Origin of the sequence: Actinophytocola sp. NPDC049390 (genome assembly GCF_044466355.1) — a bacterium.
In the GTDB taxonomy this organism is placed as follows: Bacteria; Actinomycetota; Actinomycetes; order Mycobacteriales; family Pseudonocardiaceae; genus Actinophytocola.
This window is the reverse complement of sequence record NZ_JBITMQ010000002.1, coordinates 397,079-420,705: the sequence shown is the minus strand read 5'-3', so window position 1 is coordinate 420,705 and position 23,627 is coordinate 397,079. Positions and strand designations below refer to the sequence as shown.

Here is a 23,627-nt window from a genome sequence, read left to right as displayed (position 1 = left end):
AGGCGACATGTCGCAGGCCGCGCACGCGCCCGTGCCCCTTCAGATTCCCGTCATCCCGGTCCGGCAGATCCTGCCGTGGGCGGTGTTCGCGGGGCTGCTGTTCGTCATCGTCCTGTACTTCGTCAGCACGGAACAGGGCGCCCTGTCCGTGTTCGACGGCACCTACCTGCACGAGCTCGTGCACGACGGTCGCCACCTGCTCGGTTTCCCGTGCCACTGATGCGCACCCTGCTGGTCTGGGGTCTCCTCGCCGGGCTGGTCGGCGGTGTGGTCGCGTTCGGGTTCGCCGCCGTGGTCGGGGAACCGCCGGTCGAGGTCGCCATCTCGATCGAGGAGGCCGGTGCGCACAGCCACGACCACGGCTCTGACCACAGCACGGCCGAGGTCAGCCGCGAGGTGCAGAGCACGCTCGGGTTGGCGATCGCCACGTGCGCGTTCGGCGCCGCGCTCGGCGGGTTGTTCTCGCTCGCGTTCGCCTTCGCCCACGGGCGGATCGGCACGCCGACGCCGCGTGCCACCGCGTTCGCGTTGACCGCCATCGGTTTCGTGGCCGTCGCGTTCGTGCCGTTCCTCGTCTACCCGCCGAACCCGCCCGCGGTCGGGCACGCGGAGACCATCGGCGACCGGACGGCCGCCTACTTCGCGATGGTGGCGCTGTCGCTGGTGCTGGCGGTGGTCGCGGTGCGGGCCGGTGCTCGGCCGGGGTGGCTCGCCCGTGTCGGCGCCGGGATCGGGTACGCCGTCGCCGTTGCCGTCGTCGCCGCGTTGCTGCCGCGGTTCCACGAGGTGCCTGCCGACTTCCCCGCGCAGACGCTGTGGGACTTCCGCGTCGCCTCGCTCGGCACTCAGGCGGTGTTGTGGCTGGTGCTCGGTGTCGCGTTCGCGGTGCTGCTCGACCGAGTGGCGCAGCGCGCGACGAAACGGGCGACGGAGGCCGGGCTCGCCGCCGGGTGAGTGTGCACATAGGACGCGTGGTGGCGCGGACCCGCGAACCCGTCCGTGCCGCCACGCCACCGCCACGCCGGTTCGGCGCCGTGCGCCGGGGTGACGGTGGTGCGGTGGAACTCGTGGCCCGTCAGGCGGGTGCCCGCCGGGTGCAGCACCGAGTCGTGTGGTGCGACCACGTCCCGGTAGCCCAGCGTGAGCGTGCTCGTCATCGCCGCGTCCGCGGGCAGCACGCCGCACATCGGGTGGCCGTCGAGCGACCGCGTGAGGTACAGCATGCCCGCGCACTCGGCGTGTACCGGCAGGTCCGCGGCCGCCACGGCCGCCCGCAGCGCCGTGTTGGCGGACAGTTCGGCCGCGTACTGCTCGGGAAACCCGCCGGGCAGCACCAGCCCGGCGGTGCCGGGTGGCAACGCGGTGTCGCGCAGCGGGTCGACGACGGCGACCTCCGCACCTGCCATGCGCAGCAGCTCGGTGTGTTCCGCGTAGCCGAACGTGAACGCGGGACCGCCCGCCACCGCGACCACCGGCGTTCCCGGCACCGGTTCGATGTCCGGTGCCCACGGCGGGAACCCGGTGCCCGACCGTGCCAGGTGGACGATCGCCGGGAGGTCGACGCCGCCCGCCACCAGGTCGGCCATCGCGTCGACCGCCCGCACCGCGGCCGGGCCGTGCTCCGCCGCGGTGACGAGGCCGAGGTGACGGGACGGCACGTCCACCGCCGCGTTCCTGCGCAGCACACCGAGAACGGCGAGCCCGACGTCCTCGCACGCGTCCCGCAGCACGGCCTCGTGCCGGTCCGAGCCGACCTGGTTCAGGATCACCCCGGCGAGCCGTACGCCGGGCCGCCACGTGCGGAACCCGTGCAGCAGCGCGGCGAGGCTCGAACTGTGGCCCCGGGTGTCGACGACCAGCACGACCGGCGCGCCGAGCAGTTCGGCGACGTGAGCGGTGGAACCGAACCCGTCCGTGCCGACCTTCCCGTCGAACAGTCCCATGACACCCTCGACGACCGCGATGTCCGCGCCCGAGGACCCGTGCGCGAACAGCGGTCCCACGAGGAACTCGCCGACCAGCACCGGGTCGAGGTTGCGGCCGGGCCGTGCGGCGGCGAGCGTGTGGTAGCCGGGGTCGATGTAGTCGGGACCGACCTTGAACGGCGCCACCCGGTGGCCCGCCCTGCGCAGCGCGGCCATCAGACCCGTTGCCACGACGGTCTTCCCGCTGCCCGACGACGGTGCGGCGATCACCAGCGCCGGTGTCACCACTCGATTCCCTTCTGGCCCTTCGCGCCGGTGTCCATGGGGTGCTTGACCTTCGTCATCTCGGTGACGAGGTCGGCGGCCGCGACCAGTTCGGGTGCCGCGTCCCGGCCGGTGATCACCACGTGCTGGCGCCCGGGCCGGTTCGCCAGCGTCTCGACGACCTCGCCGACGTCGACCCAGCCCCACTTCATGGGATAGGTGAACTCGTCGAGCACGTACAGGGTGTGACGTTCCTCGTGCAGGCGGCGGGTGATCTCCCGCCAGCCCTCGCGCGCGGCCTCCGCGTGGTCGACCTCGGTGCCCTGCTTGCGTGACCAGGACCAGCCCGCACCCATCTTGTGCCACTCGACGGGCCCGCCCTGCCCGGTCCGTTCGTGCACCTCGCCGAGCGCGAGCAACGCGGTCTCCTCGCCGACCTTCCACTTGGCGGACTTGACGAACTGGAACACGCCGATCGGCCAGCCCTGGTTCCACGCGCGCAGCGCGAGCCCGAACGCGGCCGTGGACTTGCCCTTCATCGGTCCGGTGTGGACGATCAGCAGCGGCCGGTTGCGGCGCTGACGGGTGGTGAGCCCGTCGTCGGGGACCGCCTCGGGTTTCCCCTGCGGCATCAGGCGACGCTCCTGGCGGCACGCACCACGCCGGTGACGTGGTCGGCGGACAGCTCGTCGAGCCGCACGTGGGCGCCGTTCAGCGCGTGCGCGAGCCTGGCGGGGATGCCGAGCCGGACCGGGCCGCGTTCGCAGTCGACGACCACGCTCGCGACCCCGTCCCCGGCCAGCAGCCCGGCGGCCTGCATGGCGTCGGCCACCGGGTCCGCGCGCAGCGGCACGGTGGCGCGGCCGTCGGTGACGACCACGAGCAGCGGTCGCCGTCTCGGGTCGCGCAACCGTTCCGTGGCCAGGGTTCGGTGCGCGCGGAGCAACCCGTCGGCGAGCGGGGTGCGGCCACCGGTGGACAGGCGCCGCAACCGGGCGACGGCCGCCTCCACCGACGACGTGGGCGGCAGCACGAGGTCGGCGGAGCCGCCGCGGAACGTGACGAGACCGACCTTGTCGCGGCGCTGGTAGGCGTCGAGCAGCAGCGAGACCACCGCCCCGGTGACGGCCGACATCCGCTTGCGCGCCGCCATCGACCCGGACGCGTCCACCGCGAACAGGACGAGGTTGCTCTCCTTGCCTTCCCGCACGGCACGGCGGACGTCACCGCGCCACAGCACGATGCCGGGTCCGCTCCGGCCGCGGGCGAGCTGGTGTGGCGCGGCGGCGGCGAGCGTGCCGACGAGGTGCAGGCCGTGGCCGCGTCCCCGTGTGGCGCGCAGTGTGCGGCCGAAACCCGAGCGGGCGCGGGAACGGCGGCCCGGGGCGCCTTCGCCGACGCCGTCGACGGAGAAGAGCCGCGCCTGGAACGCGGGATCCGGTGTCGCGGCGGGCTGGGTGGTGTTCCCGTTGCCGCTGTTCGGCGTCCCCGACGGGTCCGCTGTGGAATCGGCGGGGTCGCCGCCGGAACCCGGGCCACCACCAGGGTCGTCGTCCGGTGGCGGGTCGGGATCGGCGTCCCGCAACGCTTGCTGGAGCTGCTCTTCGTCGATGCCCGGCTCGTCGAACGGGTCGCGCCGCCTGCGGTGCGGCAGCGCCAGGCGCGCGGCCGCCTCGACGTCCTGTGCGGCGACCTCGCCCGCGCCGCGCCACGCCGCGTGCGCCACCGAGGCCCGTGCCACGACGAGGTCCGCGCGCATGCCGTCCACGTCGAACGACGCGCACAAGGCGGCGATCCTGCGTACCTCGGCATCCGGCAGCCGCACCGACGGCAGCGCGGCGCGTGCCGTGGTGATCCGCCGCACCAGCGCCGCGTCCTCCGCCGCCCACCGCGCCGCGAACCCGGACGGGTCCGCCTCGAACGCGAGCCGCCGCCGGATCACCTCCGTGCGCACGGCCACGTCCCGCGCCGCCGCCACCTCCACGGTGAGGCCGAACCGGTCCAGCAGCTGCGGCCGCAGCTCACCCTCCTCGGGATTCATCGTGCCCACCAACAGGAACGACGCGGCGTGCGACACCGAGACGCCGTCCCGCTCGACGTGCGCGCGGCCCATGGCGGCGGCGTCGAGCAGCAGGTCCACCAGGTGGTCGTGCAGCAGGTTCACCTCGTCGACGTACAGGACACCGCGGTGCGCCGCGCTGAGCAGACCCGGCTGGTAGGCCCGTACTCCGGCGGTCAGCGCACGTTCCAGGTCGAGTGACCCGACGAGCCGGTCCTCGGTGGCACCCACCGGCAGCTCGACGAGCCGGGCGGGCGTGGTCGTGGCGGCGCCGTCGTGCGGCGCGTCGGGGCAGGCGGGATCGGGTGCGGCCGGGTCGCAGCTGAACCGGCAGCCCTCGACCACGACGACGGCGGGCAGCAACGCGGCGAGTCCACGCACGACGGTCGACTTCGCGGTGCCCTTCTCACCCCGCACGAGCACGCCGCCGATGGCGGGGTGGACGGCGTTGAGCAGGAGAGCGAGACGCAGGTCGTCGTGGCCGACGACGGCTGAGAACGGGTAGCCCGAGGTCATGCGCGATCCTTCCCCGGGTCCGCGCCCGAGTCGGTTCCGCAGCGGGGGACGAGTGTCTGGCTCACCGAATCTCTTCGGCTCACAGTGGCGGGACCGCACCAGATTCGCGCTGGTTTCCTCGCGCACCTCGCTGTTCGTTCCCTCGCATCGTGTCAGACACCGCGCCGAAAGTCGATTACGGTGCCCGGTCGTGGAACCCATCACCGTGGTCGGGATCGGCGCCGACGGCTGGACCGGACTCACCGCGCCGGCCAGGAACGCCGTGGCAGGCGCCGAAGTCGTGATCGGCAGCACGCGCCAGCTCGCGCTGCTGCCGGACGGCGGTGCGACGCGTGTCACGTGGCCGTCGCCGCTCCTGCCAGCCGTCGAACCGCTGCTCACCGAGCACGCCGGGCGACAGGTGTGCGTGCTGGCGAGCGGCGACCCGATGTTCTTCGGCATCGGCGGCACGCTGGTGCGGCTGCTCGGCGCGAGCCGGGTGCGCGTCCACCCGCACGTGTCGTCGGCGTCGCTCGCGTGCGCGCGGCTGGGCTGGCCCGCCGAGGACGTCGATGTCGTGAACCTCGTCGGGCGGCCGGTGTCGTCGCTGATCCCGTTGCCGCACCGGCGGATGCTCGTGCTGTCCGCCGGTGCCGACACCCCCGCCGAGGTGGCCGCGCTGCTGACCGACCGCGGTTTCGGCCCGACCGCGATGACGGTGCTCGACGACCTCGGCGGCCCGGACGAACGACGGCACGACGGCACCGCGGCGACCTGGTCGGGGGCTGCGGGTTCGTTGAACGTGGTCGCACTCGACTGCCGCGCCGCCCCCGGCGTCACCCCGCTCGGTCGCACCCCCGGCCTGCCCGACGACGCCTACGACCACGACGGCCAGCTCACCAAGCGGGAGGTCCGCGCGATCACGCTCGCCGCGCTGGCTCCGCTGCCGGGACAGCTGCTGTGGGACGTCGGCGCGGGTGCGGGCAGCATCGCGATCGAGTGGCTGCGGACGCACCCGTCCTGCGCCGCGGTCGCCGTCGAGTCCCGGCCGGAACGCGCCGCCGGGATCCACCGCAACGCGGGGCTGCTGGGGGTCCCGGGACTGCGGGTGGTCGAGGGCCGGGCACCGGCCGCGCTCGCGGACCTGCCCCGGCCGGACGCGGTGTTCGTCGGCGGCGGGCTGACCGGCGACGGCGTCGTCGAGGCCTGCTGGGCGGCGCTGCGCACGGGCGGACGTCTCGTGGCGAACGCGGTGACGCTCGAGTCCGAGGCGGTGCTGACCCGGTGGCACGCCGCGCTCGGTGGCACGCTGACGAGGATCGAGGTGAGCCGCGCCGCACCGGTGGGCGGGTTCACCGCGTGGAAGCCGATGATGCCGGTGACACAGTGGGTCGTGACGAGAGAGGAGACCTCATGACCGTGCACTTCGTCGGGGCGGGGCCGGGCGCGGCGGACCTGATCACGGTGCGGGCGCAGCGGCTGATCGCGTCGACGCCGGTGTGCCTGTACGCGGGCAGCCTGGTGCCCGCCGAGGTGCTGGCCGGTTGTCCGGACGGCGCACGGCTCGTGGACACCGCCGACCTGACGCTGGACCAGATCATCGCGGAGCTGGTCGCGGAACACCGGCGCGGCAACGACGTGGTGCGGCTGCACTCCGGCGACCCGTCCGTGTTCAGCGCGGTCGCCGAGCAGGCGCGGCGGCTGGACGCCGAGGGGGTGCCGTACGAGATCGTGCCGGGCGTGCCCGCGTTCGCGGCCGCCGCGGCGACGCTCGGCCGTGAGCTGACCGTGCCGGGTGTCGGCCAGACCGTCGTGCTGACCAGGATCTCCGCGCGTGCCACCGCCATGCCACCGGGGGAGGACCTGGCGACGCTGGGCCGGTCGCGGTCGACGATGGTGCTGCACCTGGCCGTGCAGCGGATCGACCAGGTCGTCGATGAGCTGCTGCCGAACTACGGGCCGGACTGCCCGGTCGCCGTGGTGGCGTACGCGTCGCGGCCGGACGAGGTGGTGCTGCGCGGCACCCTCGCGACGATCGCGGCGCTGGTCCACGAGGCGGGCGTGCGCCGCACCGCGGTGATCATCGTGGGCGAGGTGCTCACGGCGGAGGGCTTCCCGGACTCGCACCTGTACTCGACGACGCGCGTCCGGCCAGGCGTCCGGAGCGGTCGATGACCAGGACGTCCACGTCGACCGGCGCTCCCGCGAGGACTTTCGCCGCTTCGTGGCGCGCGGCCTCGGCGACCCGGTCGGCGAGCGGCACCCCGGCCCGCTGGGCGAGCTGCAGTGCCTCCATCGCGGTGTTGGCGGTGGCGAGGTGAGGCAGGCCCGCACGGGCGGCGAGGCGGTCGAGGTCGACCCGCGACCGTCCGGAGTGGAGGTCGAGGTGCCCGTCGGCGAGCTTGGACAGCTTCGCGAAACCACCGGCGATGGTGAGCCGGTCGACGGGGTGGCGGCGCAGGTACTTGAGGGCGGCGCCCGCGAAGTCACCCATGTCGAGCAGGGCGTCCTCGGGCAGGCCGTACAGCTGCGCGACGGCCTTCTCCGACGTGCTGCCGGTGCAGGCGGCCACGTGCCGGTGCCCGGCGGCGCGGGCGACGTCGACCCCGCGGCGGATGCTGTCGATCCAGGCGGAGCAGGAGTAGGGGATCACCACGCCCGTGGTGCCCAGAATGGACAGTCCGCCCAGGATGCCGAGGCGCGGGTTCCACGTGTGTTTGGCCAGCTCCTCCCCGTCGTCCACGGAGATCTCGACGGCGATGTCGGTGCCACCGGCCTCGGCGATCGCCGCGCGGATCAGCTCGCGCGGCACGGGGTTGATGGCCGGTTCGCCGACGGGGAGCGGAAGGCCGGGCTTGGTGACGGTGCCGACGCCGGGACCCGCGTGGAACGTCACGCCGCTGCCCGGCGGCCCGTGGCGGACGGTAGCCCGGATGGTGGCGCCGTGCGTGACGTCGGGATCGTCGCCCGCGTCCTTGACGACGGCGGCCATGGCGGCGTCGGCGGTACGCGCGGTCTGGGTCAGCGTGAAGGACGGCGTGTGCCCCTTGGGGAGGCGGATCCGCACGGGGTCGGGGAACTCGCCGGTGAGCAGCGCGGTACACGCGGCCTTGGCGGCCGCGGTCGCGCAGGCGCCGGTGGTCCAGCCGCGGCGCAGGGGCGTGCTCACGTGCCCAGCCTGCCATCAGGTTGGTACGCCGGTCGCCCCACCCGGCGCGTGACCCCGGGGGCGTGCGGAGCCTCTCCCCGGCGGTGGCCGATTGAACGGTCCATTCAATCGGCCTGGGGGTCCCCCGGTTTTCACGCTACCAGCGGGCACCGACACGGGTTGCGCCATCGGGGCGGAGGTGGCCGGTGAACCGGTGCGTCGCGATCCTCGGGGGCACCCGGGAAGCCCGCGAACTGGCCGCCGAACTCGCCGGGCGGCGGGGCACGCGCGTCATCTCCACCCTCGCCGGGCGGGTACAGCGACCCCGCCTCCCGGCCGGCGAGGTACGCGTCGGCGGGTTCGGTGGGCCGCAGGGGCTCGCCGACTGGCTCGTCGCCGAGAAGGTCACCGCCCTCGTCGACGCCACGCACCCCTTCGCCGAGCGCATCAGCGCCGCCGCCGCCAAGGCCGCCCGGTACGCCGGTGTCCCACACGTCCTCCTGCGGCGGCCGGGGTGGCGGCCGGGCCCCGGCGACGACTGGCACTGGGCCGACTCCCTCACCGAGGCCGCCGCGATGATCCCCGGGCTCGGCCGGCGCGTCTTCCTCACCACCGGACGGCAGGGCCTCGCCGCGTTCGCCCGGTCCGACCGGTGGTTCCTCATCCGCTGCGTCGACCCGCCCGGCCTGCCGCTACCGGCCCGCAAGGAGCTGGTCCTCGCCCGCGGTCCGTACACAGTGGACGGCGAGCGCACACTGATGACCACGCACGACGTCGACCTCCTCGTCACCAAGGACTCCGGTGGCGACCACACCGCGGCCAAGCTCACCGTGGCCCGCGAACTGGGCGTCCCGGTCATCGTCGTGCGCAGGCCCGCGCTGCCGGACGTGCCCGTCGTGGCGACCGTCGACGAGGTCCTCAGCTGGCTGGGTAGTGCCGAGGGGTGAACACCCGTCGCGTCCCGTCGGGCAGCTCGGTCAGCCGGGTCCGCGACGAGCCCACGATCAGCAGGCACCGCATGTCCACGGTGGCGGGATCCAACTCCGCCAGCGGCACGATCTCGATCGTCTCCGCCGGGCCGCCGACGTCCCGTCCGATGATCACCGGGGTGTCGCCGCGACGGTGGCCGAGCAGCAGCTCCTTCGCCGCCACCAGCTGTTCGCGGCGGCTGCGGGACGCGGGGTTGTAGATCGCGACCACGAAGTCCGCCGCCGCGGCCGCCGCCAGCCGGGACGCGATCACGTCCCACGGCTTGAGCCGGTCCGACAGCGACAACGTGCAGAAGTCGTGCCCCAGCGGCGCACCCGCGCGGCTCGCCACCGCCTGCGCGGCCGTCAACCCCGGCACCACCCGCACCGGCACGTCCGCCCACCGCGGGTCGTCCGCCACCTCCAGCACCGCGCTGGCCATCGCGAACACGCCGGGGTCACCGGAGGACACCACGACCACCCGCGACCCGTCCCGCGCCAGCGCCAGCGCGAGCGCCGCCCGCTCGGCCTCCACCGTGTTGCCCGACGCGTGCCTGCGCTGCCTCGGGTTCGGCGGCACGCGGTCCAGGTACGGGCCGTAGCCGACCAGGTCGTCCGCCCACGCCAGCGCCTCCTGCGCCTCCGGGGTCAGCCACGGCCGGCCGGCCGGACCGAGCCCGACCACCGCCACCTCACCGGGACCGGCGGCACGTGCGGGCGCCGGTGCCGGGTCGATCGCCAGCCCGCTCGGCAGCAACGCCAGCGCGAAGTACGGCACGGTGTCGGGGTCCACTTCGGACAGCGGCGCGACCCGCTGCGCCTCCCAGGTGGCCCGTTCCACGTACACGGCGTCGTCGAGCCTGCCCGCGTCCGTGAGCGCCTTGCGCACCTTCTCGAAGTTGCGGCCCAACTTCAGCACGGCCACCGGGTTCGTGCCCGCGAGCCGCTCCGTCAACACCTCGGGCGGCAGCGTGCCGGGCAGGACCGTCAGCACCTCCTCGCCCTCGACCAGCGGCCGCCGGGTGACCGCCGCGGCACCGCTCACCGATGTCACGCCCGGCACCACCTCGGTCGGGTAGCGCCCGGCGAGCCGGGTGTGCATGTGCATGTAGGAGCCGTAGAACAGCGGGTCGCCCTCGCACAGCAGCACCACGTCCCGGCCCGCGTCCAGGTGCGCGGCGAGCTTGGCGGCGCTCTCGGTGTAGAAGTCCGCGATCGCGCCGCGGTACCCGCCCGGGTGGTCGGTCGTCTCCACGGTCAGCGGGTAGACCAGCTGCTCCTCGATCTGGTCGCCCCGCAGGTGCGCGGCCGCGACGCCCCGCGCGATGCTCCGGCCGTGCCGTGCGCTGTGGTAGGCGATCACGTCCGCCGCCGCGATCAACCGCGCCGCCTTGATGGTGATCAGCTCCGGGTCGCCGGGACCGAGACCGACGCCGTACAGGGTGCCCGTGCTCATCGGCGTCACTCCCGCTCACTCGCGATCGCGTTGACGGCGGCCACGGCCATCGCGCTGCCGCCGCGCCTGCCGTGCACCACCAGGTACGGCACGCCGTACTCCGCCAGCGCCACTTTGGACTCCGCCGCGCCGACGAACCCGACCGGCAGCCCCAGCACGGCGGCGGGCCGGGGTGCGCCCGCGTCGAGGAGTTCGAGGAGCCGGAACAACGCGGTCGGCGCGTTGCCGACGGCCACGACCGCCCCGTCGAGCCGGTCACCCCACAGGTCGAGCGCGGCGGCGCTGCGCGTGGTGCCGAGCGCGGCGGCCAGATCGGGGACACGCGGGTCTGACAGCGTGCACACGACCTCGTTGGCCGCGGGCAGTCTGCGGCGCGTGATGCCGGAGGCGACCATGTGCGCGTCACACAGGACCGGCGCGCCCGCCAGCAGCGCGGCACGGGCCGAGGCGACCACGCCGGGGGAGTACGCGACCTCGGCGGTCAGGTCGACCATGCCGCACGAGTGGATCATGCGGACGACCACCCGCTCGACGTCCGGTGGGAACGCGGCGAGGTCCGCCTCCGCGCGGATGGTCGCGAAGGAGCGCCGGTAGATCTCGGCGCCGTCGCGGAGATAGTCGATCATCGGTCACCTCGTGTCATCACGTACCCGTCCCCGTTCGCCACCACGTCCAGCACCTCGCCACGCGGCCGCCCGCACCGGCGTCCGCAGCCCGACCAGTGCACCGGCACGTCGACCCCGGGCACCGGGCCCGCGTCCGCACGCACGTCGGACAACGCCTTCGCACAGCCCGGACGCCCCACGCAGGCGGTGACCCTCGGCGTGTCCGGGTCGAGCAGCAGCCCGGCAGACCGTAGCCGCTGCGCCACGTCCGCGGTATCGGCCAGGTCGGCGACCACGACCGCGCGCCACGGCGTCACCACCAGCGGCGCGCCCGTGTCCGCGAGCGCGGCCGCCTGGGCGCGGTCCAGCCAGCCGAGCGGCGCGCCCGCGACGAGTGCGCTCTCGGTGACCTGCCCGAGTGGCCCGGTCTGAATCGGTTGGGAGGGAAGGGGTTCGGCGACCGACGCGCCGAGCCGGGTCGCGACACGCCGACGCGCGCGGTCGTCCAGTTCGGCGAGTCGCCACTCGTCGGCGCGTTCGGTCAGGAACGCCTCCGCGCACGCGAGCATGAGAAGGATCACGTCGGTCAGCGGCGCGCGCAGGCCGCTGTCGGTGCCACCCAACAGGATCGCGGCGGCGCCGGGGGCGGTCGCGAGCGCGGCCACGTCCGCGCCGAGCCACGCCACGTCGCCTCGGCCGTCGTCGAGCGCGAACAGGAACCGGCCGGGCAGTGCCGCCAGCCGGGCGTTCTCCCGGAGCGCGGCGTCCAGTTCGGACACCAGCGGCCGCACGTCGACGAACCCGTCGCGGTCGCGGCCGGTCAGCGGCGACGCGAGGACGTTGCGCACCTTGTCGTGCGTGGCGGAGGGCAGGAGGCCGACCTCGGACAGCCGGGCGGCGAGTTCTGTCTCGGCGCCGTCGGCGAGCCCGCGCACCTGGAGGTTCGCCCGCGAGGTCAGCTCGACGCCGCCGTCGCCGAGTTCGGCCGCGCCGTCGGCGACCGCGCGAAACGCGGCGGCGGACAGTTGCCCGCCCGGTACACGAATCCGTGCCACACCGCCATCCGCCGCGCGGTGCACGGCGAGCACGCCGGGACAGGCGTCCGTCTGACGGTTCCGTGTGGGCACGGACCGAATATAGAGTCCGACGATGTGATCCTGTTGCTCTCCACCTCCGACACCGACCTCCTCTCCGCACGCGCGAGCGGTGCGGACTACCGGCTCGGCAACCCGGCGCGGCTCACCGCGGCCGAGGTGCCGGCGCTCGTCAACGGCGTCGACCTGGTGGTGGTGCGGTTACTGGGTGGCCGCCGCGCGTGGGAGGAGGGCCTGGACGCGTTGCTCGCCGGACCGCGCCCGGTCGTCGTGCTGGGTGGTGAGCAGGCGCCGGACGCGGAGCTGATGGAGCTGTCGACCGTGCCCGGCGGGGTGGTCGCCGAGGCGCACGCGTACCTCGCGCACGGGGGCCGCGACAACCTCCGTGAGCTGGCCCACTTCCTGTCCGACACGGTTCTGTTGACCGGGCACGGGTTCGCGCCACCCGCACCGACCCCGTTGTGGGGACGGCTGGAGCGTGCACCACGATGCACCGAAGGGCCGACCGTCGCGGTGCTCTACTACCGCGCGCACCACATGGCGGGGAACACCGCGTTCGTCGAGACCCTGTCGGACGCGGTCGAGGACGCGGGTGGGCAGGCGCTGCCGGTGTTCTGCGCGTCACTGCGCACCGCACCGGACGACCTGATCTCGTTGCTGGGCACGGCGGACGCGCTCGTCGTGACCGTGCTGGCCGCCGGTGGCGCCACCCCGGCCACCGCGGGCGCGGGCGGCGAGGACGACGCGTGGGACGTCGGTGCGCTCGCGGCGCTGGACGCGCCGATCATCCAGGGCCTGTGCCTCACCACCAGCCGCGCGACGTGGTCGGAGAGCGACGACGGACTGTCCCCTCTGGACACCGCGACTCAGGTGGCGGTGCCGGAGTTCGACGGGCGGCTCATCTCGGTTCCCTTCTCCTTCAAGGAACTCGACGCCGACGGCCTGTCGGTGTACGTGCCCGACGCCGAACGCGCGGCCCGCGTGGCCGGGATCGCCGTGCGGCACGCGGCCCTGCGCCACACGCCGGTCGCCGACCGGAAGATCGCGCTGATGCTGTCGGCGTACCCGACCAAGCACGCGCGGATCGGCAACGCGGTCGGCCTCGACACCCCGGCCAGTGCGCTGCGGCTGCTGAACGCCATGCGGGAGAGGGGATATGACGTCGGCGACCTCCCCGGCATGGCAAACGGCGACGGCGACGCGCTGATCCACGCGGTGGTCGAGGCGGGCGGACAGGACCCGGACTGGCTCACCGAAGAACAGCTCGCCCGGAACCCCGTTCGTATCCAGGCGTCCGAGTACCGCGCGTGGTACCAGACGTTGCCCGCCGAGCTGCGGGAGTCGATCGAACAGCACTGGGGGCCGCCGCCCGGCGAGCTGTTCGTGGACGGGGACGACATCGTGCTCGCCGCGCTCCTGGCGCGGAACGTGGTCCTGATCGTCCAGCCACCACGCGGTTTCGGCGAGAACCCGGTCGCGATCTACCACGACCCGGACCTGCCGCCGAGCCACCACTACCTGGCCGCGTACCGGTGGATCCGGCACACCTTCGGCGCGCACGCCATGGTGCACCTCGGCAAGCACGGCAACCTGGAGTGGTTGCCGGGCAAGAACCTCGGCATGTCCGCGTCGTGCGCGACCGACGCCGCGCTCGGTGACCTGCCGCTGATCTACCCGTTCCTCGTCAACGACCCCGGCGAGGGCACGCAGGCCAAGCGGCGCGCGCACGCCGTGCTCGTCGACCACCTCGTGCCACCGATGGCACGTGCCGAGAGCTACGGCGACCTGGCACGACTGGAGCAGTTGCTCGACGAGCACGCGTCGATCGCCGCCATGGACCCCGCGAAGCTGCCCGCCATCCGCGCCCAGATCTGGACACTGATCCAGGCCGCGAAGCTCGACCACGACCTCGGGGTGGCCGACCGCCCGCACGACGCCGAGTTCGACGACTTCCTGCTGCACATCGACGGCTGGCTGTGCGAGGTGAAGGACGCGCAGATCCGCGACGGCCTGCACGTGCTCGGCGAGCCACCGACCGGGGAGGCGCGGATCAACCTGGTCTCGTCGATGCTGCGGGCCCGGCAGGTGTGGGGCGGCGACGCGAACGCCCTGCCCGGGTTGCGGGAGGCGTTGGGCCTCGACGAGGACGGGACGTCCGCCCGGGCGGACGTCGACCGCGCCGAGGCACTGTCCCAAGCGCTGGTGTCCACAATGGAAGCACGTGACTGGGCGGCGTACGCGGTGCCCGCGGTGTGCGAGCAGGTGCTCGGCCGTGTCGAACCCGCCGTCGTCGACGTGCTCACGTTCGCCGCCACCGAGATCGTGCCCCGGCTCGCGCGCACCACCGACGAGATCGACCACGTGCTGCACGCGCTCGACGGCGGCTACGTGCCCGCCGGCCCGAGCGGTTCACCGCTGCGCGGCCTGGTCAACGTGCTGCCGACGGGCCGCAACTTCTACTCCGTGGACCCGAAGGCGATCCCGAGCAGGCTCGCGTGGGAGACCGGTCAGGCGATGGCCGAGTCGTTGCTGACCCGCTACCGCGGCGACACCGGCGAGTGGCCGCGCTCGGTCGGACTGTCCATCTGGGGCACGTCGGCGATGCGCACCGCGGGCGACGACATCGCCGAGGTGTTCGCGCTGCTCGGGGTCCGGCCGAGGTGGGACGAGGCGTCCCGCCGGGTGAGCGGCCTGGAGGTGATCCCGCTCGCCGAGCTGGGCCGCCCCCGGATCGACGTGACGGTGCGCATCTCCGGCTTCTTCCGCGACGCGTTCCCGCACGTGGTGTACCTGATCGACGACGCGGTCCGCATGGTCGCCGCCCTGGCCGAGTCCGATGAGGACAACCACGTCCGCGCCCACGTGCGGTCCGACATGGACACCCACCGCGACGAACGCCGCGCCACCACGCGGGTGTTCGGGTCGAAGCCGGGTTCGTACGGTGCGGGACTGCTGCCGCTGATCGACAGCCACAACTGGCGTGACGACAGGGACCTGGCCGAGGTGTACGCGGTGTGGGGCGGTTTCGCGTACGGCCGTGACCTCGACGGCGCCCCGGCCCGCGAGGACATGGAGTCCGCGTACCGCCGGATCGCGGTGGCGGCGAAGAACACCGACACCCGCGAACACGACATCGCCGACTCCGACGACTACTTCCAGTACCACGGCGGCATGATCGCCACGGTCCGCGCGCTCACCGGCCGCGCCCCGGCCGCGTACATCGGCGACAGCACGCGGCCCGAGTCGGTCCGCACCCGGTCGCTGACCGAGGAGACCGCGCGGGTGTTCCGGTCCCGCGTGGTCAACCCGCGCTGGCTCGCGGCGATGCGCAGGCACGGCTACAAGGGCGCGTTCGAACTGGCGGCCACGGTGGACTACCTGTTCGGCTACGACGCCACCGCGGGCGTGGTCTCGGACTGGATGTACGAGCAGCTCGCGCGGACGTACCTGCTCGACGAGGAGAACCAGAAGTTCCTCACCGAGTCGAACCCGTGGGCCATGCACGGCATCGCGGAGCGCCTGCTCGAGGCGGCGGAACGCGACCTGTGGGCGAACCCGGACGAGGACACCCTACGGGCGGTGCGGGCGCTGTACCTGAAGGCGGAGGGAGACCTGGAGTCGGGCACGTGACCGGCGACGTCACGGCGTCTCCTCCAGGCACTGCCGCAACCGGCGCAGGTCGGCGGCGATGCTCCTCCGGACCTGGCGCGCCATGAGCGGGCCGGCCCACCCGAAGAACCGCCCCGGTGTGCCGGTCGCGTGGATCGACACCAGCGTCCCGTCCGGGTGCTCGGCCAGCTCGTAGCGCACCGTCATCGGGAACGGCCGGTCCACCCGCATCTCCACCAGCCGGTCCGCCTCGTGCCGGGTGACCACGTACCCGTACGTGAACGTCCGCCCGAGGAACTTCGCCGTCCGCGTGACCGTCGCGCCCTCGGTCAGCGGCCCCGGCCGTGCCGGGGTGCTCGCGGTGATCCCGCCGGTCCACCGCAGGTCGTTGGCCGGGTCGAACATGAACGCGGCGACCTGTGCCGGGGACCGGCGCACGACCACACTCGGTGCGACGTCGACTGCCATGACATCTCCTCCTGGTGGAAGTGTGAACGAGTGCCCCGTCCGTGGCGAGCCGAGCGCGCGCACGGGATGCTGCGGGGCATGGAATTCCTCATGAGCCGGATGATCCTGCGTCCGCGCGACCCCGACCGGACGGTGGCCTTCTACCGTGACACACTCGGGTTGGCCGTGTACCGGGAGTTCCCCGGCGGCACGGTGTTCTTCCTGGGCAACGGCCTGCTCGAGGTGTCCGGACGTGGAGAGGGCGGCCCGGGGGACGACGTCGTGCTGTGGCTGCAGGTGCGCGACATCGAGGCCACGGCACGGGAGCTGGCCGACCGCGGGGTCGCGGTCGAGCGCGCGCCGACGCGGGAGCCGTGGGGGCTCGTCGAGATGTGGTTGCGTGACCCGGACGGCCTGCGGCTCGTGGTGGTGGAGGTGCCCGAGGACCACCCCATACGCCGTGACCAGCGGCCGACCGGGTGAATTCGTCAGGAAGTCGTCAGGTCCGTGACCTGCCCACGCGGTGAGGATGGGGCATCGGCGTCGTCGACGGGAAGGCAGCAGGTGTACCGCTACGAGCAGCATTGCCCGGTCGCGCGTGCCGCCGAGGTGCTGACCGAACCGTGGACCCTGCTGGTGTTGCGGGAGCTCCTGCGCGGCGCGGAACGGCGAGCGGACATCGCCAAGGGCGTGCCCCGGATGTCGGCGAGCCTGCTCACCGCACGGTTGCGCACGCTCGTCGCGAACGGGCTGGTCGTCGAGGTGGTCCACCACCCGCGGGACAAGCGGTACCGGCTGACCGAGGCAGGGCGGGGCCTCCGGCCGGTCGTCGACCAGCTGGGCCGGTGGGGCCAGCGCTGGCTGACCCCACCCGGCCTCCGCGACCTCGACACCGACGTGCTCCTGCACGACATCTGCGGGCAGATGACGCAGGACCGGCTGCCGGAACAGCCGCTGACCGTGGCCGTGGCGGTCGCCGACGCGCTGGACAGCGGCCGCTGGTGGCTCGCGCTGTCGCCGTCGGGTGCCACCGTCCACCGCGGGGCGCCGCCCCGCGGCGCCGACGTGCGCCTCGCGTGCACCCTGAGCGGTCTGGCCGGGATCTGGCTCGGCCGCCAGAGCTGGCTGCGAGCGGTCCGTGACGGGTCGGTCGTGTTCACCGGCCAACCGGACACGGTCCGCGCGGTGCTCGCCTGCGTCGGCGTCAGCCGCTACGCGACGAGGGAGACCGCGTGACCCTGCCGTTCGCCGACCAGGTCGCGCTGATCATCCCGACCGCCGACGAGCCGCCACCGGACGAGGTCCGGTGCTGGGTGCAGGACAACCTGGCCGCGGTGCCACCCGTGCCGAGGCTGCACGCCGCCCTCGTCACCGAGGAGCTGGTCGGCAACGCGCGGGCGCACGGTCTCCCGCCGTACGTGCTGCGCATCGCCGTCGACCCGCAGCGGCGGGCGCTGCGGGTGTTCGTCGAGGACTGCGCCGCCCACAGCGGCGGCCGGTGGCAGTCCGGCGGCGGGCTCGCCCTGGTCGACGGGCTGTCGCGGGGCTGGGGCGTGGAACGACGTGCCAGTGCCAAGACCGTGTGGGCCGAGGTCGGTCTGTGACCGGGCAGGACTCATGACGGGCGGGCACCGCGCGGCGGGACGAGCACGGGCAGCAGCGCCCACACCGTCTTGCCCGCCACCACGCCGCCCATCAGCGCCTGCTCGACGCCCCACCGCGCGCACATGCCACGCACGACCCGCAGGCCGCGGCCGAGCCGCCAGCCGTCCGCGCAGCCGCGGGTGGCGTCGGTGACCGCGAGCCGGATGAGGTGGCCGTGTGACCGGACCGTCACCGCCACGCGGTACGGCGGTTCGGCGTGGTCGAAGGCGTTGTCGACGAGTTCCCCGAGCACGACCGCGGCCTCCCGGATCACGCCCGGTGTGCAGCCGTCGAGCGGTCCGCGCAACCATGTCGGGAGGCCGGTGCGGAAGCCGGGGTCGGCCGCTGCGATACGGATCTCCGCGGGCAGGTGGCCCGCGATGCCGGGCGCGGTGTCGGTCACCTCGACATCCTTGCCGTGTCCGCGCCCGGAAAACCTGACGAACGGCTGACGATTCCCCATGACCACCACGTTGTTGCTCGTCGAGGACGACGCACGGATCCGGGAGGCTCTGGGCCTCGCGATGGCCGACGAGGGCTACCGCGTCATCCAGGCCGCCACCGGCGAGGAGGCGCTCGCGCTGCTCGCACGCGACGAGCGGGAACCCGACGTCGTGCTGCTCGACCTGATGCTGCCCGGGATGGACGGGCTCGCGGTGTGCGCGCGGATCCGGGAGCGCGGCGACCTGCCGATCATCGTCGTCACCGCGCGGACCGGGCCGAACGAGGTCATCGCCGGGCTGGAGGCGGGCGCGGACGACTACGTGTCCAAGCCGGTCGACGCCGGTGAGCTGAGCGCCAGGATCCGCGCGCTGCTGCGCCGGGTCCGCACCGGCGACCCGGACATCCCGTCGGTCGTCGACGTGGGTGACCTGAGCGTGCGCGTCGCCGAGGGCCGGGTGGTCCGCGACGGCGCCGAGGTGCCGCTCACGAAGACGGAGTTCCGGCTGCTGTGCGCGCTGGTGCTGGCGGGCGGTGCCGTGGTCACCCGCGAGCAGTTGCTGGAGCGGGTGTGGGAGTACGGGTACTTCGGCGACACGCGGCTGCTCGACGTGCACGTCCGCAGGCTGCGGCGCAAGATCGAACCAGACCCCGGGCAGCCGACCCACGTCATCACCGTCCGGGGAGTCGGCTACCGGATGGGGACGCCGTGATCGGGGCACGCGGATGAACATCGTGAGCCGCCTTCCCCTGCGCGCCAGGGTGATGGCGTGGTTCAGCCTGGTGTCGCTCGTGGTGGCCGGGACGCTCGCCGTCGCGACCTGGCACCTGTCCACCGGGTACATGCTCGGTCAGCGGGAACGCAGCGCGATCGCCCAGGCCACCGGCAACTCGCGGCTCGTGGAGGCGCAGCTGCGCCGCAACCCCGACGGGCTCTCCGAGCTGATGACCGGGCTCGGCGCCGAGGTCGAGTCGGCGGTCCTGCTCGTCGACGGCGGCGACTGGTTCTCCGGCGGCAACCGGGTCGACCCGCGCAGGCTGCCGGACGGGTTCCTCGACACCGTGCGGAACGGGCAGGCCGCGCACCAGCGCACCGTGCTCGGCGAGGTCCCGGTGCTCGCGGTCGGGCTGCCGCTGCCGGAGCTGGCCGCCACGTACTTCGAGGTCTCGCCGATGCGCGAGCTCGACCGCACGTTCAAGTTCCTGAGCTGGCTCCTGATCGCGGGCACGCTCGCGAGCGCGCTGGCCGGTGCGCTGCTCGGCCGGTGGGCGGCCACCCACGCGCTGCGCCCGCTGCGGCGGGTCACGGCGGCGGCCGCGGAGGCCGCACGCGGCGACCTCGGGGTGCGGCTGCCCGCGACCGGCGACCCGGACCTCGTGCCGCTGGCCGAGGCGTTCAACGACACCGCGGAGCGCCTGCAGCAGCGGGTCGCGCGGGACACCCGGTTCGCGGGCGACGTCAGCCACGAGCTGCGGTCGCCGCTGACCACGATGCTCAACGCCATGGCGGTGCTGTACCGGCGCCGCGCGGAGCTGCCGCCCGGTTCGCGCCAGGCAGTGGAACTGCTCGACACCGACCTGCGCCGTTTCCGCCGCATGGTCGACGACCTGCTCGAGATCTCCCGCGACGACCAGGACCGGTCCACGTTCGAGCTGGTCGACCTCGTCGAGCTGGTCGCCGCCGTGACCGCGCACCACGGCCCCCTGGCCCCGGGCGTGCTGGACGTGTCCGCGCGCCCGTGGATCACCGGCGACCGCCGCAGGCTGGAACGCGTGGTGGTGAACCTGCTCGACAACGCGACGCGGCACGGGAAAGGGCTGGTGCGGCTGGGGATCCTCAGCCGCGACGGGCGGGCGCGGATCGAGGTGGACGACGCGGGGCCCGGCGTGCCGGAGGCCGAGCGGGAACACGTCTTCGAGCGGTTCTCCCGCGGCTCGCCCGCCGCGCGCGACACGAGCGACAGCGGTGTCGGACTCGGGCTCGCGCTGGTGGCGCAGCACGTGCGCGGCCACGACGGACGGGCGTGGGCGGAGGAGCGACCCGGTGGCGGAGCGCGGTTCGTCGTGGAACTGCCGGAGGTCACCGAATGAGGGCGCTGGTGCTGGCGTGCGTACTGGTCCTGTCGGGGTGCGGGGTGAGTTCCGAGGACGAACCGCAGATCATCGAGGAGAGCACGCAGCCGCAGCCGCCCGGGACCCCGAGCTTCGACATCGACCCGAGCCCACCCGCTACGAGCGGCACGGCGTCGCCGTCGCCGTCTCCGTCATCACCGTCATCACCGTCATCACCGTCGCTGCCGCCGTCGACGGGTCCGGTGAGCGTTACGTCGCGGGGGTGAACTGCTCGATCGCCAACGGGATGCCGCCGGTGCACTTGGTCGGCTTCGGGGTGTGCGCCTGACCGGTGACCGTGACCTCCTCCTCGTTCTCCTCGGCCTCCTGGACGGCCGCCCGGTCACCGCCGAGCAGGACGTAGGTCGTGAAGCCCGTGTCCAGCAGCAGGCATCCCGGCTGCTCGCCGGGCACGACCGTGCCGGTCACGCGCACCAGCATCGTCGCGGGCTCGGCCGCGTCCGTCGAGATGGCGTCCGCGCGGGTCGGGGTGCTTTCGGCGGTGGCGCCGGTGGTGGTACCGCCCGCACAGCCCGCCGTGGCCAAAGCGACCGCGACGGCGGTGGTGACGAGGGACGTCGAGCGGGGCCGAGGTCTGCGTGATGGCCTGTTCACAGGCGGCCACGTTATCGCTGACGGAAGCGGGCCGGGTCCGCCGAACGGTGGAAACGACCGTGTGATCGTCAATGCATGGGCTATCTTCGAAAGGTGAAGATCGCCGTGGTCGGCGAGACTCGGCCGGGGGAGCGCAGAGTCGCGCTCGTGCCCGGTCTCGTGTCTCGCATCGCCGATGTCGCTGGGGATGTCGTGGTCGAGCCGGATGCCGGCGCCGCGGCGGGATTTTCGGACGAGGACTACCGGCAGGCGGGTGCCTCCGTCGCCGCGGACGCGGTGCGCGGCGCCGGGGTGGTGCTGTCGGTGCAGCCGCTCCCCGTCTACCGCGTGGCGGAGCTCGCGCCGGGCGCGATCACCGTCTCCTTCCTTCCACCGGCACAGGAACTGGACCTGGTCCGCGCGCTGCGCGACGCCGGGCACACGGCGCTGTCGATGGAGTTGGTGCCGCGCATCTCGCGTGCCCAGACCATGGACGCCCTGTCGTCACAGGCGTTCGTCGCCGGGTACCGCGCCGCGATCGTGGCCGCCGAGCGGTTGCCGAGGCTGATGCCGTTGTCGATGACCGCGTCCGGGACGATCCGGCCCGCCACCGTGCTCGTGCTGGGCGCGGGTGTGGCCGGGTTGCAGGCGATCGCGACGTCGCGCCGCCTCGGCGCGATCGTGAAGGCCTACGACGTCCGCGCCGCATCGGCCGAGGAGGTCCGCAGCCTCGGCGCCGAGTTCGTCGACCTGGAGTTGCCGCCGCTGGAGGGTGCGGGCGGGTACGCGCGGGAGATGAGCGAGGAACGGTCGCGGCGGCAACGCGAGCTGCTCGCACCGTACGTCGCCGACGCGGACGTGCTGATCACGACGGCCGCCGTGCCGGGCCGGACCGCGCCGCTGCTCGTGACCGAGGAGATGGTGGCGGCCATGCGGCCCGGCTCGGTCGTGGTGGACCTGGCCGCCGAGTCGGGCGGCAACGTCGAGGGCGCGAAGCCGGGTGAGGAGGTCGCCGTCGGCGGCGCCACGGTCTGGGGTGGCGCGAACGTGCCGAGCCAGCTGCCCGCGCAGGCGAGCCAGCTCTACAGCACGAACGTGGTGAACCTGTTGCTGCTCCTGCGTTCCGGCGACGAGCTGGTGCCGGACTTCGATGACGAGATCGTCGCGGGCGCCTGCGTGACGCACGCGGGCGAGGTCCGGCACGAGCCGACCCGCACCCTGCTCGACGAGTCCTAAGTGGACGCTGTGCGTTTGACGGACACCCCGGATCCGGCGGCCACCTGGGCGGGTGGCCAACCGGATCCGGGGCTCGACGGCATCGGGGTCGGCGCCGCGACCGTTGCCGTACCGACGTTCAACGGGGATCACCCGTTGTGGGCGGTGCGAGGGCTGCCGGCCCTGCATCCGGCGCCATCCCGTCACCCCCAACCGTCGGCGAAACCCAGGATGGCAGGGCCGAGGGGTGCCCGATAGGGGGCCAGTTACCGGTCAGATCGGTGAAATATCAACGAATCCGCGCCGGTAACACTTTGCGCGATGAGATGAGCACTTGGGGTAACTGCGCTCCGCCCACTGGCGATAACAGGGTCGTGACAAGAGCACCACTACCCGAGATCGTATGTGAGGCGATGAATTGATCATGGTCGACAACCCGTTCGGTGTGCCGGTCGGCGACCTCATCCGCGAGCTGCGCCACCGGCGCGGTCTCACCCAGGTGGCGCTGGCGGAACGACTGGCCGAGATGTCGGGCAACGACGGCGTGAACCGCAGGCAGGTGGCCAGGTGGGAGCGCGGTAAGCGGATCCCGAGCCCCTACTGGCGGAACTGGATCTCCGCCGTGCTGGAGGTCCCGTCCACCAGACTGGACCGGGCGGCCGCGGTCGCCCGGTTCCTGCGTGCGGCCCGGGAGGTGGCGGAGGTCGGATCCGTGGGGTGAACCCGCGTGGCGGGCACGACCACACCCGACGTCGTCGCGCCCGCCACGCGCCCAGGGGGTCTCGTTGGGGGTTTCCCCGACGCCGGGGCGCGCCGGGTTCTCTAGAGTTGGAACCATGACCGCCCGACCCCTCCGTGACCTGCTCGCCGACCTCGTCGGCGACGCCGAGGCACGGCAGGCCTACGGCGACGACCCTGCCGGTTACCTCGCCGCCAACGGGCATCCGGACCTGCCGTCGGCACTGGTCTCCGAGGCGGTGGTGGCGTACGCCGACACGGCCCCGGTCGAGGTGGCGGAAGCGCTGGCCCCGTACGTGGCCGCTCATGGCCCGGTACCCGACCCCGACGCGCGGGCGGACTGGTTCGACCTGCTGACCGCCGCGGAACCGGTGGGCGCCGACACGTTCGGCGAGCACCTCGACACGATGCCGCCGTCCGGTGAGTGGAGCGATCCGGAGGAACTGGACTTCGGCGCGGGCGCGGGCCCCGCGACCGGGGAGAGCACGCACGAGGTGATCCCCGACACGGACGAGGTGCCCGTAGACGACCCGGCACCGGAGTGGCCGGACGACGTCGTGCTACGGCCGGAACCGCCGATACCAGGACTCCCCGCCACCGACGACGACGAGGCGGACGACACCACCCTGGAGTGAATGCCCTGAAAGACGCTTTCGGGACGTTGAGCCCGAATCCACCGATGATCATGCTCGGTTGTGTACGGGGCGGTTTCCCTCCGGGGGGGTCCTCGCCGGACGGGCTGATCTCGGGGAGGGGCCTCACGAATTGGGATTGTTGTGGTTTGGCATCGACGGGAGGGCAGGCAGGCCGTCT

General features: G+C 73.5%; 24 protein-coding genes and 1 riboswitch. Of the genes, 14 read left to right on the top strand and 10 right to left on the bottom strand.

Annotation, left to right across the window (positions count from 1 at the left end; translation table 11 throughout):
- Positions 1 to 7: 7 nt before the first annotated feature.
- Both ACIBVP_RS08125 and ACIBVP_RS08120 read left to right on the top strand, forming a co-directional pair.
- Positions 8 to 220: a CbtB-domain containing protein gene (locus ACIBVP_RS08125; RefSeq protein WP_396105304.1), complete on the top strand. Its 213-nt coding sequence runs from the start codon at positions 8 to 10 to the stop codon at positions 218 to 220.
- On the top strand, positions 220 to 954 hold the full coding sequence (locus ACIBVP_RS08120) for a CbtA family protein (protein WP_396105303.1): 735 nt from the start codon (positions 220 to 222) through the stop codon (positions 952 to 954). Before ACIBVP_RS08125 ends, ACIBVP_RS08120 begins: the two co-directional genes overlap by 1 nt.
- Here ACIBVP_RS08120 and ACIBVP_RS08115 read toward each other — a convergent pair.
- Genes ACIBVP_RS08115 through ACIBVP_RS08105 form a run of 3 tightly spaced genes read right to left on the bottom strand, consistent with a single transcriptional unit; the run spans position 846 to position 4,764 of the window.
- Entirely contained in the window at positions 846 to 2,210 is a 1,365-nt protein-coding gene (locus tag ACIBVP_RS08115; protein WP_396105302.1) for a cobyrinate a,c-diamide synthase, read from the bottom strand. The two genes, ACIBVP_RS08120 and ACIBVP_RS08115, sit on opposite strands and share 109 nt — an antisense overlap.
- Positions 2,207 to 2,821, bottom strand: a complete 615-nt coding sequence (gene cobO / locus ACIBVP_RS08110) for a cob(I)yrinic acid a,c-diamide adenosyltransferase (protein ID WP_396105301.1) — start codon at positions 2,819 to 2,821, stop codon at positions 2,207 to 2,209. Before cobO ends, ACIBVP_RS08115 begins: the two co-directional genes overlap by 4 nt.
- A complete protein-coding gene (locus ACIBVP_RS08105) occupies positions 2,821 to 4,764 on the bottom strand; it encodes a putative cobaltochelatase (protein WP_396105300.1) in 1,944 nt (647 codons plus the stop codon). The genes cobO and ACIBVP_RS08105 overlap by 1 nt, the downstream gene beginning before the upstream one ends.
- Positions 4,765 to 4,792: 28 nt before the next feature.
- A riboswitch (cobalamin riboswitch) is annotated at positions 4,793 to 4,923 on the bottom strand.
- Between the two features lie 31 nt (positions 4,924 to 4,954).
- Here ACIBVP_RS08105 and cbiE point away from each other — a divergent pair.
- Together cbiE and cobM are read left to right on the top strand one after the other, a co-directional pair.
- Positions 4,955 to 6,160, top strand: coding sequence for a precorrin-6y C5,15-methyltransferase (decarboxylating) subunit CbiE (gene cbiE, locus ACIBVP_RS08100; RefSeq protein WP_396105298.1), 1,206 nt, complete (start codon positions 4,955 to 4,957; stop codon positions 6,158 to 6,160).
- Entirely contained in the window at positions 6,157 to 6,918 is a 762-nt protein-coding gene (cobM, locus tag ACIBVP_RS08095) for a precorrin-4 C(11)-methyltransferase (protein ID WP_396105297.1), read from the top strand. Before cbiE ends, cobM begins: the two co-directional genes overlap by 4 nt.
- Here the strand turns inward: cobM and ACIBVP_RS08090 are convergent.
- On the bottom strand, positions 6,842 to 7,912 hold the full coding sequence (locus ACIBVP_RS08090; RefSeq protein WP_396105296.1) for a cobalt-precorrin-5B (C(1))-methyltransferase: 1,071 nt from the start codon (positions 7,910 to 7,912) through the stop codon (positions 6,842 to 6,844). The genes cobM and ACIBVP_RS08090 overlap by 77 nt on opposite strands.
- 185 nt (positions 7,913 to 8,097) lie before the next feature.
- On the opposite strand from ACIBVP_RS08090, the gene ACIBVP_RS08085 reads away from it, so the two are divergent.
- On the top strand, positions 8,098 to 8,838 hold the full coding sequence (locus tag ACIBVP_RS08085; protein ID WP_396105295.1) for a cobalt-precorrin-6A reductase: 741 nt from the start codon (positions 8,098 to 8,100) through the stop codon (positions 8,836 to 8,838).
- On the opposite strand, the gene ACIBVP_RS08080 is transcribed toward ACIBVP_RS08085, so the two are convergent.
- From ACIBVP_RS08080 to ACIBVP_RS08070, 3 genes are read right to left on the bottom strand one after another with little or no spacing between them, the layout of a single operon-like run.
- Positions 8,810 to 10,315, bottom strand: a complete 1,506-nt coding sequence (locus ACIBVP_RS08080; protein WP_396105294.1) for a precorrin-2 C(20)-methyltransferase — start codon at positions 10,313 to 10,315, stop codon at positions 8,810 to 8,812. The genes ACIBVP_RS08085 and ACIBVP_RS08080 overlap by 29 nt on opposite strands.
- A gap of 5 nt (positions 10,316 to 10,320) precedes the next feature.
- Complete coding sequence (locus tag ACIBVP_RS08075) at positions 10,321 to 10,941, bottom strand: precorrin-8X methylmutase (protein WP_396105293.1); 621 nt, start codon at positions 10,939 to 10,941, stop codon at positions 10,321 to 10,323.
- The gene (locus ACIBVP_RS08070; protein WP_396105292.1) at positions 10,938 to 12,047 is read right to left on the bottom strand and encodes a precorrin-3B synthase; all 1,110 of its coding nucleotides are present in this window, start codon (positions 12,045 to 12,047) and stop codon (positions 10,938 to 10,940) included. The genes ACIBVP_RS08075 and ACIBVP_RS08070 overlap by 4 nt, the downstream gene beginning before the upstream one ends.
- Before the next feature lie 24 nt (positions 12,048 to 12,071).
- On the opposite strand from ACIBVP_RS08070, the gene cobN reads away from it, so the two are divergent.
- Positions 12,072 to 15,644 (top strand): cobaltochelatase subunit CobN, encoded by a 3,573-nt coding sequence (gene cobN / locus ACIBVP_RS08065; protein ID WP_396105291.1) that lies wholly within the window; start codon positions 12,072 to 12,074, stop codon positions 15,642 to 15,644.
- A 9-nt stretch (positions 15,645 to 15,653) separates the two neighbouring features.
- Here cobN and ACIBVP_RS08060 read toward each other — a convergent pair whose 3' ends face one another.
- Positions 15,654 to 16,091, bottom strand: coding sequence for an SRPBCC family protein (locus tag ACIBVP_RS08060; protein WP_396105290.1), 438 nt, complete (start codon positions 16,089 to 16,091; stop codon positions 15,654 to 15,656).
- A 78-nt stretch (positions 16,092 to 16,169) separates the two neighbouring features.
- Here ACIBVP_RS08060 and ACIBVP_RS08055 point away from each other — a divergent pair, with 78 nt between their 5' ends.
- From ACIBVP_RS08055 to ACIBVP_RS08045, 3 genes are all read left to right on the top strand, one after another.
- Positions 16,170 to 16,553 carry a VOC family protein gene (locus tag ACIBVP_RS08055; RefSeq protein ID WP_396105289.1) on the top strand — a complete coding sequence of 128 codons (384 nt, stop codon included), beginning with the start codon at positions 16,170 to 16,172 and terminating at the stop codon, positions 16,551 to 16,553.
- An 81-nt stretch (positions 16,554 to 16,634) separates the two neighbouring features.
- A complete protein-coding gene (locus ACIBVP_RS08050; RefSeq protein ID WP_396105288.1) occupies positions 16,635 to 17,306 on the top strand; it encodes a winged helix-turn-helix transcriptional regulator in 672 nt (223 codons plus the stop codon).
- Positions 17,303 to 17,674 (top strand): ATP-binding protein, encoded by a 372-nt coding sequence (locus ACIBVP_RS08045; RefSeq protein ID WP_396105287.1) that lies wholly within the window; start codon positions 17,303 to 17,305, stop codon positions 17,672 to 17,674. The genes ACIBVP_RS08050 and ACIBVP_RS08045 overlap by 4 nt, the downstream gene beginning before the upstream one ends.
- Positions 17,675 to 17,685: 11 nt before the next feature.
- Here ACIBVP_RS08045 and ACIBVP_RS08040 read toward each other — a convergent pair whose 3' ends face one another.
- Positions 17,686 to 18,117, bottom strand: a complete 432-nt coding sequence (locus ACIBVP_RS08040) for an ATP-binding protein (RefSeq protein ID WP_396105286.1) — start codon at positions 18,115 to 18,117, stop codon at positions 17,686 to 17,688.
- A 58-nt stretch (positions 18,118 to 18,175) separates the two neighbouring features.
- Here ACIBVP_RS08040 and ACIBVP_RS08035 point away from each other — a divergent pair, with 58 nt between their 5' ends.
- The gene (locus ACIBVP_RS08035; RefSeq protein ID WP_396105285.1) at positions 18,176 to 18,868 is read left to right on the top strand and encodes a response regulator transcription factor; all 693 of its coding nucleotides are present in this window, start codon (positions 18,176 to 18,178) and stop codon (positions 18,866 to 18,868) included.
- A 13-nt stretch (positions 18,869 to 18,881) separates the two neighbouring features.
- Entirely contained in the window at positions 18,882 to 20,246 is a 1,365-nt protein-coding gene (locus tag ACIBVP_RS08030) for an ATP-binding protein (RefSeq protein ID WP_396105284.1), read from the top strand.
- Positions 20,247 to 20,477: 231 nt separating this feature from the next.
- Here ACIBVP_RS08030 and ACIBVP_RS08025 read toward each other — a convergent pair whose 3' ends face one another.
- Positions 20,478 to 20,882 carry a hypothetical protein gene (locus ACIBVP_RS08025; protein WP_396105283.1) on the bottom strand — a complete coding sequence of 135 codons (405 nt, stop codon included), beginning with the start codon at positions 20,880 to 20,882 and terminating at the stop codon, positions 20,478 to 20,480.
- Positions 20,883 to 20,957: 75 nt separating this feature from the next.
- Here ACIBVP_RS08025 and ACIBVP_RS08020 point away from each other — a divergent pair, with 75 nt between their 5' ends.
- The 3 genes from ACIBVP_RS08020 (at position 20,958) to ACIBVP_RS08010 (ending at position 23,449) form a co-directional block, all read left to right on the top strand.
- Positions 20,958 to 22,097 carry an NAD(P) transhydrogenase subunit alpha gene (locus ACIBVP_RS08020; protein WP_396105282.1) on the top strand — a complete coding sequence of 380 codons (1,140 nt, stop codon included), beginning with the start codon at positions 20,958 to 20,960 and terminating at the stop codon, positions 22,095 to 22,097.
- Between the two features lie 403 nt (positions 22,098 to 22,500).
- Positions 22,501 to 22,797, top strand: a complete 297-nt coding sequence (locus tag ACIBVP_RS08015) for a helix-turn-helix transcriptional regulator (protein WP_396105281.1) — start codon at positions 22,501 to 22,503, stop codon at positions 22,795 to 22,797.
- Positions 22,798 to 22,912: 115 nt separating this feature from the next.
- Positions 22,913 to 23,449 (top strand): hypothetical protein, encoded by a 537-nt coding sequence (locus ACIBVP_RS08010; RefSeq protein ID WP_396105280.1) that lies wholly within the window; start codon positions 22,913 to 22,915, stop codon positions 23,447 to 23,449.
- The last annotated feature ends 178 nt before the right edge of the window (positions 23,450 to 23,627 follow it).